This window comes from Streptomyces milbemycinicus, from assembly GCF_002154605.1.
Taxonomy (GTDB): domain Bacteria; phylum Actinomycetota; class Actinomycetes; order Streptomycetales; family Streptomycetaceae; genus Streptomyces; species Streptomyces milbemycinicus.
In genome coordinates this window covers 1-15,089 of the sequence record NZ_MUNE01000272.1, presented here as the reverse complement: position 1 = coordinate 15,089, position 15,089 = coordinate 1, and the positions used below count along the sequence as shown (strand labels likewise).

Below are 15,089 nucleotides of genomic sequence, written 5' to 3'. Positions count from 1 at the left end.
GGTCAGGACGCCGGCTGTGCCACCCGGGTGGCGGGCTTGCCGTCGACGGCGGCGGCCAGTTGCGGGGTCAGCCGGTCGAGCGTGTACGGCAGGCTCAGGACCGTCACGAAGGAGATCGCGTTCCCGTAGTCGCTGGACTCCTTGACGTAGACCTCGCGGTCCTGTTTCGCCACCTTCAGATCGGCGTAGAGGGGGTTCCGGTCGAGCTTGCCCTCGTCCTTGGCCGGGTCGGCGACGATCCACACGATCGCGTCGGTGTCCAGCAGATCGGTGCGCTCCTTGCTGACGTTGGCGCCGAACTCGTCACCGATCACCTTGTCCAGATCGGCCGGGAGGGTGAAGCCGAGGTCGGTGAGGACGCGGGAGCGGGGGTCCTGACTGCCGAAGACGAAGATGCCGTCGTAGGGGGTGGCCATCACCGCGCTGGCCCCGGCGAAGGCCGGGTGTTCGGCGGCCACGGTCTTGAACTTGGTCTGGACGCCCTTGACCAGCTCCTTCGCCTTGGCCTTCTGCCCGAGCGCGGTGCCGATGATCTCCGTCTGCCGCTGCCACGGCACGCCGAAGTCGTTGTACTCCTTGGGCTGGGCCACCACTGGCGCGAACTTCGACAGCGTCTCGTACTGCTCCTTGGTCAGGCCGCCGTAGACCGCGAGGATGAGGTCCGGCCGCAGCGCGGCGATCTTCTCCGTCTGCGGCCCCGTACCGGTGTCCTTGAGCACGGTCGGTGTCTTCGCGCTGCCCAGCTCGTCCCGGGCCCAGGGGCCGATGGCGCCCTCGTAGCCGCCGTTCCACTCGGTGGTGCTGACCGGAACTCTGCCGAGAGCGAGCACGGCGTCCTGGTCGGTCAGGCCGACCGTGACGATCCGCTTGGGCTCGTTCTTGATGGTGGTAGTGCCGTACTTGTGCGGGATGGTCACCGGAAAGGCGCCGCCCACGGCGGCCGATGTGCCGTCGTCGGTCCCGGTGTCCTCCTCGGAGCCGCAGGCGGTGGCGGTGGCGAACAGGAGCAGTACGGAGGCGAGCACCGCGGCGAGCCGGGTGCCTCTCAATGAGCCGCGCATCAGTGGTCCTTCATGGTCGGGTCGGTGCAGTGACGGTGCGTGGGGGGTGTACGGCCGGCCGCTCGCGCCGCTCCCCGTGGTGGCGCCCCATCGGGATGACCATCGGGGTGCCGCTGACCGGGTCCGAGGTGACCTGGCAGCTGAGGCCGAAGATGTCCTCGACGGTCTCGGCGGTGATGACCTCGGCGGGCGCGCCCTCGGCGGCGATCCGCCCCGCCTTCATGGCCACCACGTGGTCGGCGTAGCGGCAGGCCTGGTTGAGGTCGTGCAACACCATCACCACCGTGCGGCTCTCCCGCCGGTTGAGGTCCGTGACCAGGTCCAGGACATCGATCTGGTGCGCCAGATCCAGGTACGTCGTCGGCTCGTCCAGCAGCAGCACCGCGGTGTCCTGCGCCACCGCCATGGCGATCCAGGCGCGCTGACGCTGGCCACCGGACAGTTCGTCCAGCGGCCGGTCCGCCAGCTCGGTCATACCGGTGGCGGCCAGCGCCCGCTGGACGGCCTGCTCGTCGGCGCCCGACCACTGCCGCCACCACGTCTGGTGCGGTGAACGGCCGCGCCCCACCAGATCGATGACGGTCAGCCCGTCCGGCGCCGCCGGGCTCTGCGGCAGGATGCCGAGCCGCCGGGCCAGCTCCCGGGGCGGGATGGAGTGCAGCTCCCGGCCGTCGAGATGGACGGCGCCCCTGCGTGGCGCGAGCAGCCGGGCGAGGGCGCGCAGCAGGGTGGACTTGCCGCAGGCGTTGGCGCCGACGATGGCCGTGATCCGTCCGGGGGGTACGGCCAGGTCGAGGCCGTCCACCACCAGCCGGTTGTCGTAGGCCAGGCGCAGACCACTCGCCCGCAGGTCCGGGTCGGGGGCCGGCAGGGGATCAGCCGACATGGATCAACCTCCTGATCCCGCGCGGTTGGCGCGGACGAGCAGCCAGAGCAGGACGGGCGCGCCGAGCACGCCGGTGACGATTCCGACCGGCAGCTCCGTGCCGGGGATCAGCGTGCGGGCGATGAGATCGCTGCCGAGCACCATCAGCGCCCCGGTCAGCCCCGAGGCGACCGTGGGCGGCCAGGCGGTGGCCGCCAGCCGCTGGGCGATCTGCGGTGCGGCCAGCGCCACGAAGGCGACCGGGCCGGCCGCGGCGGTGGCGAAGGCGATCAGCCCGACTCCGGTGAGCAGGACGGCGAGCCGCACCGGCTGCACCCGGGTGCCGAGGCCGGTTGCGATGTCGTCGCCGAGTTGCAGCGTGCGCAGCAGTCGACCGAGCAGCAGCGCAGCTGGCAACAGCACCGCCAGGGCGGCGACCAGCGGCGTGGTCTGGGACCAGGTCCGGCCGTTGAGGTTGCCCACCAGCCAGCCCAGGGCGGCCTGCGCCTGGAAGGTGCCGCCCTTGGCCACCAGATAATCGGTGGCGCTGGTGCAGATCCAGGCCACCCCGATGCCGACCAGGATGATCCGGTAGCCGGTGGCGCCGCGCCGCCAGGCGAGCGCGTACACGGCCAGCGCGGTGACGAGCGCGCCGAGCAGTCCGAGGGTCTGGGTGCCGAGGCCGCCGTCCCAGCCCAGCACGATGCCCGCCACCACGGCGGTGCCCGCGCCCTGGGTGAGGCCGATCATGTCGGGGCTGGCGAGCGGATTGCGGGTCATGGTCTGGAAGAGGCCGCCGGAGACGCCGAAGGCGATCCCGGCCAGCAGCCCCACCAGGGCCCGCGGCAGCCGCAGCTCCTGGACCACCAGGACGGTGGAGAGGTCGCCGGAGCCGGCCAGGGCGCGTACGACATCGGTGAAGGCGATCGGGTAGTCGCCGATCGACAGCCCCCAGCAGAACAGGACGGAGACGGCGGCGGCGAGCAGCGCGCACAGCGTCACCAGCCGGGGCCGGAAGATCCCGGACACGGGCGGTACGGCGAGCCGGTAGCCGCGGAAGGACCGTACGGGCGCGCGTCCCTCGGCCGCCGGGAGCTTCGGCGGCCGGGGCGCGGAGCGGGAAACGGCCATCGTCACACCTCCGCCAGTCGGTGTCGGCGGACCAGGGCGATGAAGAACGGCCCGCCGATGAAGGCGACGATCACCCCGGCCTGCACCTCGGTGGGCCGGGCGACCATCCGGCCGACGATGTCCGCGGTGAGCAGCAGACCGGGCGCGAGTACGGCGGACAGCGGCAGCAGCCAGCGGTGGTCCGGGCCGAGCCCCGCCGACCGGGCGAGGACACGGGCGAGGTGGGGGACCACCAGGCCGATGAAGACGACCGGCCCGATGGCCGCGACCGCGGCACCGGTCAGCAGGGTGATCGCGGCGACCCCCTGGAGCCGGACCAGGCCCAGCCGCCGCCCCAGTGAGGCCGCCACGTCGTCGCCGAGGGCCAGGCTGTTGAGGGCCGGTGCGCAGGCAAGGGCCAGGACCGCACCCGCGAGGAGGAAGGGCAGCATACGCAGCACCGTGGCACCGTCCTGGTCCGCCATCGAACCGGCCGACCAGAAGCGGTAGCGGTCCAGCACATCGGGGTCGGTCAGCACGACGGCGCTGGTGAGCGACGAGAGCAGCGAGGTCACCGAGACGCCGGCGAGCGCCAGCTTGACCGGTGTCGGGCCGGAGCGCCCGAGCCCGCCGAGGAGGTAGACCAGGACACTCGCGACGAGCGCACCGGCGAAGGCGAACCAGATGTACCCGTGGAACGAGCCGAGTCCGAACACCCCCACCGCCAGCACGATGGCGAACGAGGCGCCCGCACTGACCCCCAGCACTCCGGGATCCGCGAGCGGATTGCGGGTCAGGGCCTGCATAACGGCGCCGGACAGGCCGAGGGCGGCGCCCGCGGTCAGACCGAGCGCGGTACGCGGCACCCGGGCCGACCAGACGATGTTGTCCACGAGCCGGCTCGGCGGGTCGCCGATCAGCGCCCGCACCACCTGGTCCGGCGGGATACTCGCCGCGCCGAGGGCGAGCGACAGCAGGCAGATGATCCCCAGCGCCACGACCAGCAGTGTCATGAGCAGAACGGGGCGGGTTCTCCTGCCCCGCCTCACCGTACGGTCTCCAACGGCCAACTCCCCTGAATCCGGCGCAGCTTCGTCGCGGTGCTGAACAGGGAATCCCCCACCCAGAGGCCCCTTTGGTTAGGCAAACCTTACCTTAGCGCGACCGTGGCTCTCCGGCTCGGCGTCGGCATCGATGGGGACCGGTGAGCTGAACAACGGCGGGCGCGTGGGGGGCCCTGTCACACCCCGGAACACCGCTCCCCGGAACACCACGGTCTGCCGCGCGCCGCGCCCGCACGGGAGTGTCGAAGGTGTCGGATTCATCCGCTGACCCCTGGGAGCAACCTTCATGCGAGCAACATTGATGTACGGCGCCGGCAACGTCCGCGTCGAGAACGTCCCGGACCCGAAGATCCAGCAGCCCACCGACGCCGTCGTGCGCGTCCTGCGCGCCTGTGTCTGCGGCAGCGACCTGTGGCCGTACGGCTCCATGCCGGCCACGGAGCACGGCGTGCGCATGGGCCACGAGTTCCTCGGCGTAGTCGAGGACACCGGCGCGGACGTGCCCGGCCTCCACCGTGGCGACCTGGTCGTCGCCCCCTTCGTCTGGTCCGACAACACCTGCGACTTCTGCGCCGAGGGCCTGCACACCTCCTGCCGGCACGGTGGCCTGTGGGCGCGGGACGGCATCGACGGCGGCCAAGGCGAGGCGGTACGGGTGCCGCAGGCGCAGGGCACGCTGGTGAAACTGCCGGTGGCCGAGGACTCCGCCCTCCTGCCCTCCCTGCTCACCCTCTCCGATGTCCTGTGCACCGGCCATCACTGCGCGGTCACGGCCGGGGTCAACCCCCGTACGACCGTGACGGTGATCGGCGACGGCGCGGTGGGACTGTCCGCGGTCATCAGCGCCAAGCGGCTCGGTGCCGAGCGGATCATCCTGATGGGCCGACACAAGGACCGCACCGACCTGGGCTTGGACTTCGGCGCCACCGACATCGTGTCCGAGCGCGGCGAGGAGGGCATCGAGCGCGTACGAGAGCTGACCGGCGGCGACGGCACCCACACCGTGCTGGAGTGCGTCGGCACCCTGCCCGCCCTCCAGACGTCGCTGGGCGTGGTCCGCGCGGGCGGCACGGTCAGCCGGGTCGGCGCGCCCCAGTACGGCGAAGTCCCGCTCGGCTTCCCGGAGTTCATGAACAACATCACCCTCACCGGCGGCGTGGCCCCGGCCCGTGCCTACATCGAGGAGTTGCTGCCCGACATCCTCGAGGGCCGTATCCAGCCCGGACGTGTCTTCGACCGCACGGTGGGCCTGGGCGACACATCCGAGGGCTATCGGGCGATGGCGGCCCGCGAGGCACTGAAGGTGCTGGTGACCCCTGACCCTCTGACCCTCTGACCCCCTGATCCCCGCGAAGCAAAGGATCCTGACGTGAGCAAGGAAATCGCCGTCGTCATCGGCGCGGGCAGCATCGGCCGCGCCATCGCCCGCCGTATCGGTGCCGGCCGCCTTCTGCTGCTGGCCGACTACAGCGACAAGGCGCTGGCCGAGGCCGCAGAACAGCTCGGCGACGAGGGCTACGAGGTGACCATCCAGGTCACCGATGTCTCCGACCGCGCCGCGGTCGAGGCCCTGGCCGACGCGGCGGCCGGGCTGGGGCCGGTCACCCAGGTGGTGCACAACGCCGGTGTCTCGCCCACCCAGGCGAGTACAGAGCGCGTCCTGCACGTCGACCTCCTGGGCACGGCGCTGGTCCTCGACGCGTTCGCCCGTGTCATCGCCCCGGGCGGGGCCGGCATCGTCATCGCCAGCATGGCCGGGCACCGCGAGAGCCCCTACGCGCGCGAGGTCGAGCACGCACTGGCGACCACCGAGACCTCGCAGCTGCTCGCACTGCCGTTCCTCCAGCCCGACCAGGTGGGTTCCTCCGTCCACGCGTACGCCCTCTCCAAGCGGGCCAACTCGCTGCGTGTGCAGACCGCGGCCGCCGCGTGGGCCAAGCGCGGAGCCCGTGTCAACGCCGTCAGCCCCGGGGTGATCATCACGCCGCTGGCCAAGGACGAGCTCTCCGGTCCCCGCGCCGCGTGGTTCCAGCATGTACGCGAGGTGTCGGCGGCCGGCCGCTTCGGCGCGCCCGACGAGGTCGCGGAGGCATCGGCCTTCCTGCTCGGCGAACACGCCGGGTTCATCACCGGTGCCGACCTGCTGATGGACGGCGGCGTGACCGCGGCCCTGCGCACCGGGGAGCTGACGACCCCCTGACGGCCCTAGGCCGCCACCGATGCCCCGCACCCACCTGGGCCGACCCCACCCACGCACATCCAGAGAAGAGCGCACGATGTCCATCAGCCATCGCCAGCTGGGCAACTCCGGCCTGACCGTGTCCACCGTCGGGTTCGGCTGGAGCAACCTGGGCAGGCCGAACACCGCCAGTTTCACCAAGGAGGGCGCCAACGCCGTGGTGCGAGCCGCCCTCGACGTCGGCATCACCTTTTTCGACGTCGCCGACACCTACGGCACACCTCCGGGGTGAGCGAACAACTCCTCGGTGAGGCGTTGAAGGGCCACCGCGATGACGTTGTGATCGCCACCAAGTTCGGCATGGACGCCGAGGGGGCCAACGGCCGCGACTTCGGGGTCCGCGGCTCCCGCCGCTACATCATCCGCGCTGTCGAGGAGTCGCTGCGCCGCCTGGGCACCGACCGGATCGACCTGTACCAGTTCCACACCCCCGACCCGGTCACGCCGATCGAGGAAACCCTGGCCGCGCTCGACAGCCTGGTGCAACAGGGCAAGGTGCGCTACCTCGGCCACTCCAACTTCGCCGGATGGCAGATCGCCCAAGCCGAGTATCTGGCCCGTCAGCTCGGCACCACCCGCTTCGTCGCCTCGCAGAACCACTACAACCTGCTGGACCGCCGCGCGGAGCTGGAAGTGCTGCCCGCGGCCCAGGCGTTCGGGCTCGGGGTGCTGCCGTACTACCCGCTTGCCAGCGGGCTGCTGACCGGCAAGTACTCCTCCGGCAAGGCCCCCGAAGGAGCGCGGCTGACCCACTTCCGTCAGGACGACTTCGAGAACGCCGACCTGACCCAGCTTGCGGCCTTCGGTGACTTCGCAGCGAAGCGGGGCCTCGATGAGGTGCAGGTCGCCTTTTCCTGGCTTGCCTCTCGGCCCACTGTTGCGTCAGTGATCGCCGGCGCCACACGGCCCGAGCAGGTCACCCAGAACGCCGCCGCGGCCGGCCACCGGCTCAGCGCGGACGACCTCGCCGAGCTGGATGAGATCTTTCCCCCGCTGCCGCCCATCGCGCTCTTCTGAGAAGTGCCAGCGGCCCACGGCACGTTCCAGGGCGGCCCACGGCCATCGTATCCGGCCCTCGACCGGGCCCTGGGCGTGGACCCGTCGCGCCCCGGCGCCCTTATGCTGAGGTCGGTGTAGGCGGCATTGAACGGAGCAGCCCGAGCGGCGGGCGGCCGATTGGTGCCGGTGGGTGTCGTGCTGAGCGGAGAGAACGTCGTTGACCGAGGACGCGTGGACCGTGCCGAGTTATTACGAGCGCATCGACGAGGGGCGGTACAAGCCGACCGCCCATGCGAGCGGGGCCTGGAGCACGGACGAGCAGCACTTCAGCCCGCTCGGTGGCCTTGTCGTCCACGCCATGGAGCGCCACCTCGACTCCGAAACACGGCCGGACATGCTGTTCAGCCGCTTGAGCTTCGACATCCTCGGGCGGATCGCCCTCGACGAGTGTCACATCTCCGTGGAGACGGTCAGGCCCGGCCGCACCATAGAACTCGTCGAGGCGACGGTCACCATCGCCGAACGTAACGTCGTACGCGCCCGTGCCTGGCTCCTGGCCGGGCAGGACACCAGCGCCGTGGCAGGCGGTGAACCCGCGGCGCTGCCCTCGCCCGAACCGCTCGACGGCTGGGCCCTGTCCGAGCAGTGGCCGGGCGGCTATATCGCGTCCCTGGACCTGAGGCCCGTCGGCACACCGCGCCCCGGCCGCACCACGGCCTGGGTCTCCACTCCGCTGGCGCTGGTCCACGGTGAGCAAAGCGGCCCGTTGGCGAACTACATCGCACTTGTCGACACCGCCAACGGCATCGCCGTACGACAGCCGCCCACGCAGTGGATGTACCCGAACGTCGACATGTCCGTGCACCTCTACCGGCGGCCCGAGGGGCGTTGGACCGGGCTGGACACCACGGTCGTCTTCGGGGCCACGGGGCTGGGTGTCACCAGCACGGTTCTGCACGACCTGCACGGCCCGGTCGGATATGCGCAGCAGGCGCTCACGGTGCGCCCGCAGCCGCGCCGCGAGGTGTCGGACGAAGGCGCGTAGCGCGCGGTCGACCATGTCGCGTCGGAGCTCGGCGTGACCCGGTGGCCTGCGGCGCGTGGACTGACGGCCGCACACGGGAGCCTCTCGTCGGTCACGATGGTCTCGAGCCTGTCGAGGGCGGTCACGTTGAACCGCTCGACGGTGCCCCACTTCGTGCTGTCGGCGAGCAGCGCGACCGAGGAAGACGCCTCCCTGGCCGCGCCATGTCGAGCCCGTGGTGGTGCAGATCCAGGTGGACTCGGACAACGTGTGCCGCTGGTCGAGCGGCCACCGGCTGGTGTTCGACAACCGGGCCGACGGTGTCACCGCGGCCGCGGTCGCCCGCGCGCTGGGGCGTCTCGGGCGGGCGACTCCTGGACGGGGGCTGTAGTCTCCCCGCGTGCCAAGCCCCGGCGGGCCCGCCGGGACGGCGGGTTCACACCGGCTGTCGGGGCTCGGTGACCGCCGTGCGGCGGATCACCACCTCGCCCTCGTCCGTGGCGACGGCGACCGCGTACAGACCGGGACGTCCGCCGTTGTACTTCAAGGGAAGGTCGGCCGCGCCGTCGCCCAGCCACGCACGCATATCCGCCTCGGTGCCGCCGACCTCCATCCAGGTGATCCCCTGGGGCGTGTTCCGCTGTCCTTCGCGCGGCTGTGCCCCCGGGTGCTCGGAGAGGTCTTCGATCAGGAACACGTTGGGTACACCCCGCTGCCAGCAGGGAATCGTCTCGGGGACACGGATCGCGTTGCGCTGCACGCCGTCCGTCCGCTTGCGCAGGGGCATGTCGATGATGTCGGTGCCGAAGTGCTCGGCCAGCTTCTGCAACTCGTCGCGCGTGTCGACCCGCAGACACCAGCCGATGAACACATCACCGCCCTCGATCTGGTCGTAGAACCAGCGGGCGCTGGGGTTGGTGTGCGGCGAGTAGGCGTCGATGACGCTCTCGACCTCGATGTACTGGTCCGGTCCGAGCGGGACGATGCGATTGGCGATGCCGAGGTGGGGGAACCAGCCGCCCTCGTACTGCCCGAATCCTGTTTCCGTGCAGAGCTGTTCGGTGCCCGCGTAGATGTTGCGGGACCCGAGCGAGATGTGGTCGATCGTGAGCAAGGTGTTTCGTCCTTCGTCAGTGCGAGGTGACTTCTTCGAGGTCGTCGTGGTGCCGTTCCGGGGTCTGGGAGGCGGCGGTGCGCGCCCGTATCCGGTTGCCGGCGACGGTGACGACGGCACAGCCGATGAGCGAGGCGGCGATGAAGTACAGGCCGCTGTTGTAGTTTCCGGTCGTGTCGCGCAGCCATCCCACGATGTAGGGGGCCAGGAAGCTGCCGATGTTGCCGAGCATCGTGGTGAGAGCGATGCCGACGGACATGGCGACGGGGCCGTGCAGGTGTCCGACCGGGATCTGCCACATCAGGAAGAGGGCGGCATAGATACCGGAGGTGAGCAGGACCGTACCGAGCAGGGTGAGCCACAGACCGGTGGTGTTGGCGGCCAGTACGGTGCCGCCGGCGGCCAGCAGCGCACCGCAGGCCACGTGCCACACCCGCTCGTTGCGCCGGTCCGAGCTGGACACCCAGATCAGGGCGACGAGCGTGGCGGGGATGTAGACGGACCCGGACAGCAGGCCCGTCTGGAGCACGCTCAGCTTGGTGTGGGCCTGCTCGGCGAATCCGGTGATGATCAGCGGAAGGAACGAGGTGATGGCGACGAAGCCGACCCACAGAAGGCTGACGCCCACGGAGAGGGTGACCAGGCGGAGGTCGCGCAGGCGCTCGAGAACATCGCTGAACCGGATCTTCGGCTTCTCCGTGGTGTTCTCCGCCGTGGTGACCCGGAGCAGGGCCTCCCGTTCCGGCTCGGTGAGCCAGGTGGCGGTCGCCGGGGAGTCGGTCAGGAAACGGAGCAGGACCAGACCGAGGATGATCGTCGGCACCCCCTCCAGGATGAACATCCAACGCCACCCGGCCACTCCCAGCACGCCGTGGGCGTACTGGATGATGGCCGCTGACAGCGGCGTTCCCAGGATCGCGTAGAACGGCAGACACACCAGAGCGGTGACCCGGCCGCGCATCCGGGGCGGGAACCAGATCGTCAGATACATGAGCATCCCGGGGAGCATGCCTGCTTCGACGGCACCCAAGGCGATTCTGGTCGCGATGAGACTGCCCTCGCCCTGGATCAGGCTCGACAGAGCGGCGACGACGCCCCAGGACATGGTGAGCAGACCGAGCCAGCGCCGCGGGCCCAGCCGGTTGAGCGCCAGGTTGCCGGGGACCTGCAGGGCGATGTAGCCGGCCGAGAAGATCCCGATGGCGAAGCCGAAGGCAGAGGGGCTGATGCCGAGGTCGGCGTTCATCGTCAGCGCGGCGGTCCCGACGTTGACGCGGTCGAGATAGCCGGCCGTGTACAGGAGCAGGACCAATGGGCCCAGCCGTCTGAGGGCCTTTCTGACCGCCTGGCGCTCGGCCAGGGAGATGTCTGACACGGTGGGTTCCTTTCTCGGAACGGCTTGGAACGGCTGGAGCGGTCTGTCCGCCGGTCTCGGCGCCGGGCCCGTCACAGCCCGAGGAACGCCCGCGCGTTGGCGGTGAGCGTTCCGGCGTCGGGCCCGTGGTCGGTGGCGAAGCGGACAGGGTCGGGCTGGGCCATGTCGAACGGGTAGTCGCTCCCGCAGACGACACCGCCCTTGGACGCCTGCGCGGCCAGCAGCCCCAGCGGTCCGGGGTCGTGGGTGACGCTGTCGAAGAAGAGCTCGCCGAACACTTCTGCCGGCGGCCGGGACGAGTGGCGGCGCACATCGGCCCGGGTCCGCCAGCCGTGGGTCCACCGGCCGAGCAGCCACGGTGCGCAGCCACCGCCGTGTACGAAGCAGATCCGCAGCCGCGGCAGCTGCTCCTTGACGCCGCCCAGGATGAGCGCTGCGACGGCGGTGGCGCTCTCGACGGGGTTGCCCACGAGGTTGGAGAGGTAGTGCTCCGACCACTCCGGCCGGGGCAGTTGCATGGGATGGACGAGCACGGCGAGGTCGAGATCCGCGGCTTCGGTGAGGATATGGCGCAGCATGCCCCGGTCAAGCGAGCCGCCGGCGAGCAGCGGCGGGATCGCGATCCCGGCGATGCCGTCGGTCCGGGCCAGCCGCTCCATCTGGGCGCGGGCCTCGTCGGCGTCGTCGAGCCCGGCCAAGCCGAGCCCCACGAGCCTGCCACCGGAGTCGGACACCACGGCGGACAGCGCGTCGTTGAACGCCGTCACATACCTGTCGGCCCCCGGCACACCGCCCACGGGGAACGCGAACGGTGGCGCGGACAGGGCCCGCACCCCCACACCCGTGGCGCGCATGTCCTGGAGGATCGCGGGGACGTCGCTCATCGCCCGGGTCGGAATGGACAGCGGGATGTCCCCGAGGTGGAGTTCGCCGTCGCGGTCGTGCATACCCCCGTACGGAGCCCCCGGGGGGAGGTGGAACAGCTCGGTGGGCAGCCAGTGGGCGTGGACGTCGATGACGCCCTCGGCGAGTGGGGCGCTGATCACGCCTGTCCCTCCTGCCGGGCGTCCGACGCATCGCCGTGGATGTCCAGCGGCGCGTTGGCGCTGTCCAGGTGTTCGACGGTGGTGAAGACGAGTTCGGTGTCGCCGACGTTCTCGATGTCGTGCAGCAGGTATTCACCCGGGCCGAAGGTGAAGTGGCGGGTCTCCCCGGCGTTGTAGGAGACCTCCCGGGTCGTTCCGTCGTGCGTGTGCTGGCGACTGCGGCCGACGTTCACCGCGGTCCAGAAGTAGTCGAGGACATGCCGGTGGGCGTGCCAGCGCTCGCCGGGGGCGAGCCGGATCTCCCAGACCCGCACCCGCGGTGTCTCGCTCAGCAGCCGGGAGCCGACCCGGCCGTCGTGGGAGTGCGCCTCGAACTCCGCGCGCAACTCCTGCGGCCATCCGTCGAATCCGCCGGCGACGAGGTCGCCTGCCAGAGGCAGATCCGCGAGAAAGTTGTCACTGGTCATCATTTTCTCCTTGGGTGTGTTCCGTGGTGGGTCGAGGCGTATCCGTGGGAGTCACCGCCCAGGGCCGTACAGCCCGAATCGCAGGCTCGGGTCGCCGGGCTTCCAGGTGTTCGAGAACTGGGACCGCTCGCCCATGGCGACGACCCGCTCCAGCAGCCGGGCGCTGAGTTCGAGCTGGACCGGCTCCCACTTGCGCAGGGCGGCGCCGATATCGCCCTCCGCCTCCCGGAGCGCGCCGACCAGGGCCCAGGCGTCGGCCGCTGCTTTCGCGGTGCCGGCCGCGGCGTGCGGCCGGGCGGCACACGCGGCGTCGCCGATCAGGGCCGCCCGGCCCTCGGCCATCCGGGACGCGCGCACATCGGAGACGACCTGGATGTACGGCGTGGCCGTGGCGGTCACGACCTCGGCTGCCGCGGGGGACAGCATCCGTCGCGCGGCATCCCGCATCTCGGCCACGTAGCGGTCCTGGACCTGGGAGGGATGGATGGACACCGTGCCGGGGAAGCCGCGCTTGTCGATCAGCATCTCGGACAATTCGGGGCCCTCGGGCGTGTTCCGGTACCAGACGTAGTTCATGAGCCGGTCCTGTGGCCCGGTCCCGCCTTCGCCGGGGATCGGATAGAGCGTGATGTGCGAATGGGGCACCACGGTGTAGGTGATGGAGTCCTTCAGCAGCTCACGGGCGCCCTCGGACAGGTCCTTCTCCGGGACCGTGCCGCGCCAGCCGATGTATCCCGAGTAGCTGAGATCCGCGGCCGGGTCGAGGCGCCGGCGCCCGATGGAGGTGATTCCATCGGCAAAGACCACCAGGTCCGCCGTCACCTCACGCCCGCTCACGAACCGAACCGTGACGGATCGCTCGTCCTGGTCGAAACCGCAGGCGTACTCGCCCAGATGGTAGTGGTCGGATCCGAAGTCGCCGAGCAGAGCGCGGTAGAACGTGCCCCACGAGGTGTAGCTCCAGGTCCGTCGCTCGCGGTGCACGATCTGGTTGTCGGTGTCCAGGTACTGCACCCAGTCCGTGGAGGTGCTGAGGTCCTGCGGATGCTGCTCACTGCGCTCGGTGAACCAGCGCAGGGTGTCCGGCTGCAGCACGATGCCGCTTCCGCGTCCGTCGAGTGCGGTGGGGGTCCGCTCGAAGACATCGACCGTGAAGCCCAGGTCGCGCAGGAGGAGCGCGGTGGTGAGCCCGCCGATCGATCCGCCGATGACCACGGCGGTGGCGCCGTCGTACGTGTTCATGTGTACATCTCCTTGCTGGTGATCGGCCCGGTCGGCGGTTGCGCCCGGTCCGGGCCGAGGTCGATGGGGTCGGTCGGGAGCTCGGCTCCGCGGGTCTCCGGTGCGAAGGCGAGTCCGGCCACGGCGATCAGTCCGACCGCGGCGACACAGGTGGTGGCCAGACCCAGGTCTCCGCCGAACCACGAGGCGGCCATGACGCCGGCCACCAGCGGGCCGGCCGCGGTGATGGACCGGCCGATGCTGTTGCACAGGGCCATTCCGGTGGCGCGCACACTGGGCGGGAAGAGTTCGGGACCGTAGACGAAGGTGCCCGACAGAGCTCCGAACATGCCGAACCCGACGACTGGCAGGGCGAGAAGGAACTCGCCGTAGCCGTGGTGGAAGGGGAAGAGATAGCCGACGCTCACAGCGGAGACGGCGAAGCTGATGGCGAAGGCCTTGCGCCGCCCGAACGCGTCGGCGAGGAAACCCCATGAGGCATAGCCGAGGACGCCGCCGGCGTTGAACAACATCGAGGCGACCGCGACGCGGCTGTTGGCGGTCTCGGGGGACATCGCGCCGGCGGCGGTCATCTGGCGGATGATCTGGGGATACCAGGTCGATACGCTCCAGAAGGCGATCAGCGAGCCGGTGGCCAGCGTTGTGCAGATCGCCGTCCTGCTCAGCAACGGCGCGGCGAGCAGCCGGCGCAGGACGAACTGGTCCGCCACGGCGGCCTGCCCCTGTGACTTACGTGTCCGGCGTGCCGCGATGGCGCCCTGGATCTCCGGGGGTTCGGGAACGTAGCGGCGGATGAACCACACGAGGAGGGCGGGCGCCACCGCGATGCCCATCATCAGCCGCCAGCCGTGGTCGCCGAGCAGCTGGTAGGCGAGCGCGGCGATGAAGAAGCCGGCGGCGTAGCCGGACATCATCACGCCACAGGCCCGCGCCCGGTAGCGGTTGCGCCATACCTCGGCCACCAGCGCGGCACCGACCGGGGCCTCGACGCCCGAGCCGAGCCCGGCGACGAACCGCAGGACACCGAGTTGCCACCAGGTGTCGGCGAACGCCGCCAGCGCGGTGAACACCGCGTAGGTGACGATGCCGGCGGACAGCACCCGGACCCGTCCGAAGTAGTCGGCGAGCATGCCGAACAGAAGCCCGCCGACCGCCCAGCCGGCGAGGAACAGGGCCACGGTCAGCCCGCCGTAGAACCCGATGGCGTCGGGGTCCACCGCGACACCGCTGTGCGGCAGCAGCTCGGTCATGGCCGGGCCGAGGACCAGTGCGTAGAGGCTTCCGGCGAAGCCGTCCAGGGCCCAGCCCATCGTCGTCCCCAGCAGGACGAGCCATTGGATTCGGGTGATCTCCGTGCGCCAGCCGCGAGCGGGCGGCGCTGCCTGTGTTTTCGACATGGGCGGGTCCTTCGTTGGACGTTGCCGGACAGGAGTCGTCGTGGGAACCACGGGGAAGTTGGTGGGGCGTGGGGAGGTTGGTGGGG

16 protein-coding genes are annotated in these 15,089 nt (G+C 70.7%); 6 read left to right on the top strand and 10 right to left on the bottom strand.

What is annotated here, in order from left to right:
* Window positions 1–2: 2 nt before the first annotated feature.
* The 4 genes from CCN51_RS22055 to CCN51_RS22040 are packed head-to-tail and all read right to left on the bottom strand — an operon-like array spanning window position 3 to window position 4,049.
* Window positions 3–1,061, bottom strand: coding sequence for an iron-siderophore ABC transporter substrate-binding protein (locus CCN51_RS22055; RefSeq protein WP_014174192.1), 1,059 nt, complete (start codon window positions 1,059–1,061; stop codon window positions 3–5).
* Between the two features lie 10 nt (window positions 1,062–1,071).
* A complete protein-coding gene (locus CCN51_RS22050) occupies window positions 1,072–1,947 on the bottom strand; it encodes an ABC transporter ATP-binding protein (RefSeq protein WP_014174191.1) in 876 nt (291 codons plus the stop codon).
* A gap of 3 nt (window positions 1,948–1,950) precedes the next feature.
* The gene (locus tag CCN51_RS22045) at window positions 1,951–3,057 is read right to left on the bottom strand and encodes a FecCD family ABC transporter permease (protein ID WP_014174190.1); all 1,107 of its coding nucleotides are present in this window, start codon (window positions 3,055–3,057) and stop codon (window positions 1,951–1,953) included.
* A gap of 2 nt (window positions 3,058–3,059) precedes the next feature.
* Window positions 3,060–4,049, bottom strand: a complete 990-nt coding sequence (locus CCN51_RS22040; RefSeq protein ID WP_014174189.1) for a FecCD family ABC transporter permease — start codon at window positions 4,047–4,049, stop codon at window positions 3,060–3,062.
* 337 nt (window positions 4,050–4,386) lie between these two features.
* Here CCN51_RS22040 and CCN51_RS22035 point away from each other — a divergent pair, with 337 nt between their 5' ends.
* The 6 genes from CCN51_RS22035 (at window position 4,387) to CCN51_RS55035 (ending at window position 8,753) form a co-directional block, all read left to right on the top strand.
* Window positions 4,387–5,436, top strand: a complete 1,050-nt coding sequence (locus CCN51_RS22035) for a zinc-dependent alcohol dehydrogenase family protein (RefSeq protein ID WP_043486242.1) — start codon at window positions 4,387–4,389, stop codon at window positions 5,434–5,436.
* A 33-nt stretch (window positions 5,437–5,469) separates the two neighbouring features.
* Entirely contained in the window at window positions 5,470–6,300 is an 831-nt protein-coding gene (locus CCN51_RS22030) for an SDR family oxidoreductase (RefSeq protein WP_014174187.1), read from the top strand.
* Window positions 6,301–6,376: 76 nt separating this feature from the next.
* Complete coding sequence (locus tag CCN51_RS59285; protein WP_264349334.1) at window positions 6,377–6,571, top strand: aldo/keto reductase; 195 nt, start codon at window positions 6,377–6,379, stop codon at window positions 6,569–6,571.
* Entirely contained in the window at window positions 6,568–7,356 is a 789-nt protein-coding gene (locus CCN51_RS22025) for an aldo/keto reductase (protein ID WP_264349333.1), read from the top strand. Before CCN51_RS59285 ends, CCN51_RS22025 begins: the two co-directional genes overlap by 4 nt.
* A 199-nt stretch (window positions 7,357–7,555) precedes the next feature.
* The gene (locus tag CCN51_RS22020; RefSeq protein ID WP_014174186.1) at window positions 7,556–8,383 is read left to right on the top strand and encodes a thioesterase family protein; all 828 of its coding nucleotides are present in this window, start codon (window positions 7,556–7,558) and stop codon (window positions 8,381–8,383) included.
* A gap of 214 nt (window positions 8,384–8,597) precedes the next feature.
* Window positions 8,598–8,753: a hypothetical protein gene (locus tag CCN51_RS55035; protein WP_014174185.1), complete on the top strand. Its 156-nt coding sequence runs from the start codon at window positions 8,598–8,600 to the stop codon at window positions 8,751–8,753.
* Between the two features lie 45 nt (window positions 8,754–8,798).
* On the opposite strand, the gene CCN51_RS22010 is transcribed toward CCN51_RS55035, so the two are convergent.
* The 6 genes from CCN51_RS22010 to CCN51_RS21985 all read right to left on the bottom strand — a co-directional run bounded on the left by CCN51_RS22010 (window position 8,799) and on the right by CCN51_RS21985 (window position 15,003).
* On the bottom strand, window positions 8,799–9,476 hold the full coding sequence (locus CCN51_RS22010; RefSeq protein WP_014174184.1) for a VOC family protein: 678 nt from the start codon (window positions 9,474–9,476) through the stop codon (window positions 8,799–8,801).
* Between the two features lie 16 nt (window positions 9,477–9,492).
* Window positions 9,493–10,851 (bottom strand): MFS transporter, encoded by a 1,359-nt coding sequence (locus tag CCN51_RS22005; RefSeq protein WP_014174183.1) that lies wholly within the window; start codon window positions 10,849–10,851, stop codon window positions 9,493–9,495.
* A 71-nt stretch (window positions 10,852–10,922) separates the two neighbouring features.
* Entirely contained in the window at window positions 10,923–11,897 is a 975-nt protein-coding gene (locus CCN51_RS22000; protein ID WP_014174182.1) for an amidohydrolase family protein, read from the bottom strand.
* Window positions 11,894–12,364, bottom strand: coding sequence for a cupin domain-containing protein (locus tag CCN51_RS21995; RefSeq protein WP_014174181.1), 471 nt, complete (start codon window positions 12,362–12,364; stop codon window positions 11,894–11,896). The genes CCN51_RS22000 and CCN51_RS21995 overlap by 4 nt, the downstream gene beginning before the upstream one ends.
* Window positions 12,365–12,415: 51 nt before the next feature.
* Window positions 12,416–13,606 carry an FAD binding domain-containing protein gene (locus CCN51_RS21990; protein ID WP_014174180.1) on the bottom strand — a complete coding sequence of 397 codons (1,191 nt, stop codon included), beginning with the start codon at window positions 13,604–13,606 and terminating at the stop codon, window positions 12,416–12,418.
* Window positions 13,603–15,003: an MFS transporter gene (locus CCN51_RS21985; RefSeq protein WP_014174179.1), complete on the bottom strand. Its 1,401-nt coding sequence runs from the start codon at window positions 15,001–15,003 to the stop codon at window positions 13,603–13,605. Before CCN51_RS21985 ends, CCN51_RS21990 begins: the two co-directional genes overlap by 4 nt.
* Window positions 15,004–15,089: the final 86 nt, after the last annotated feature.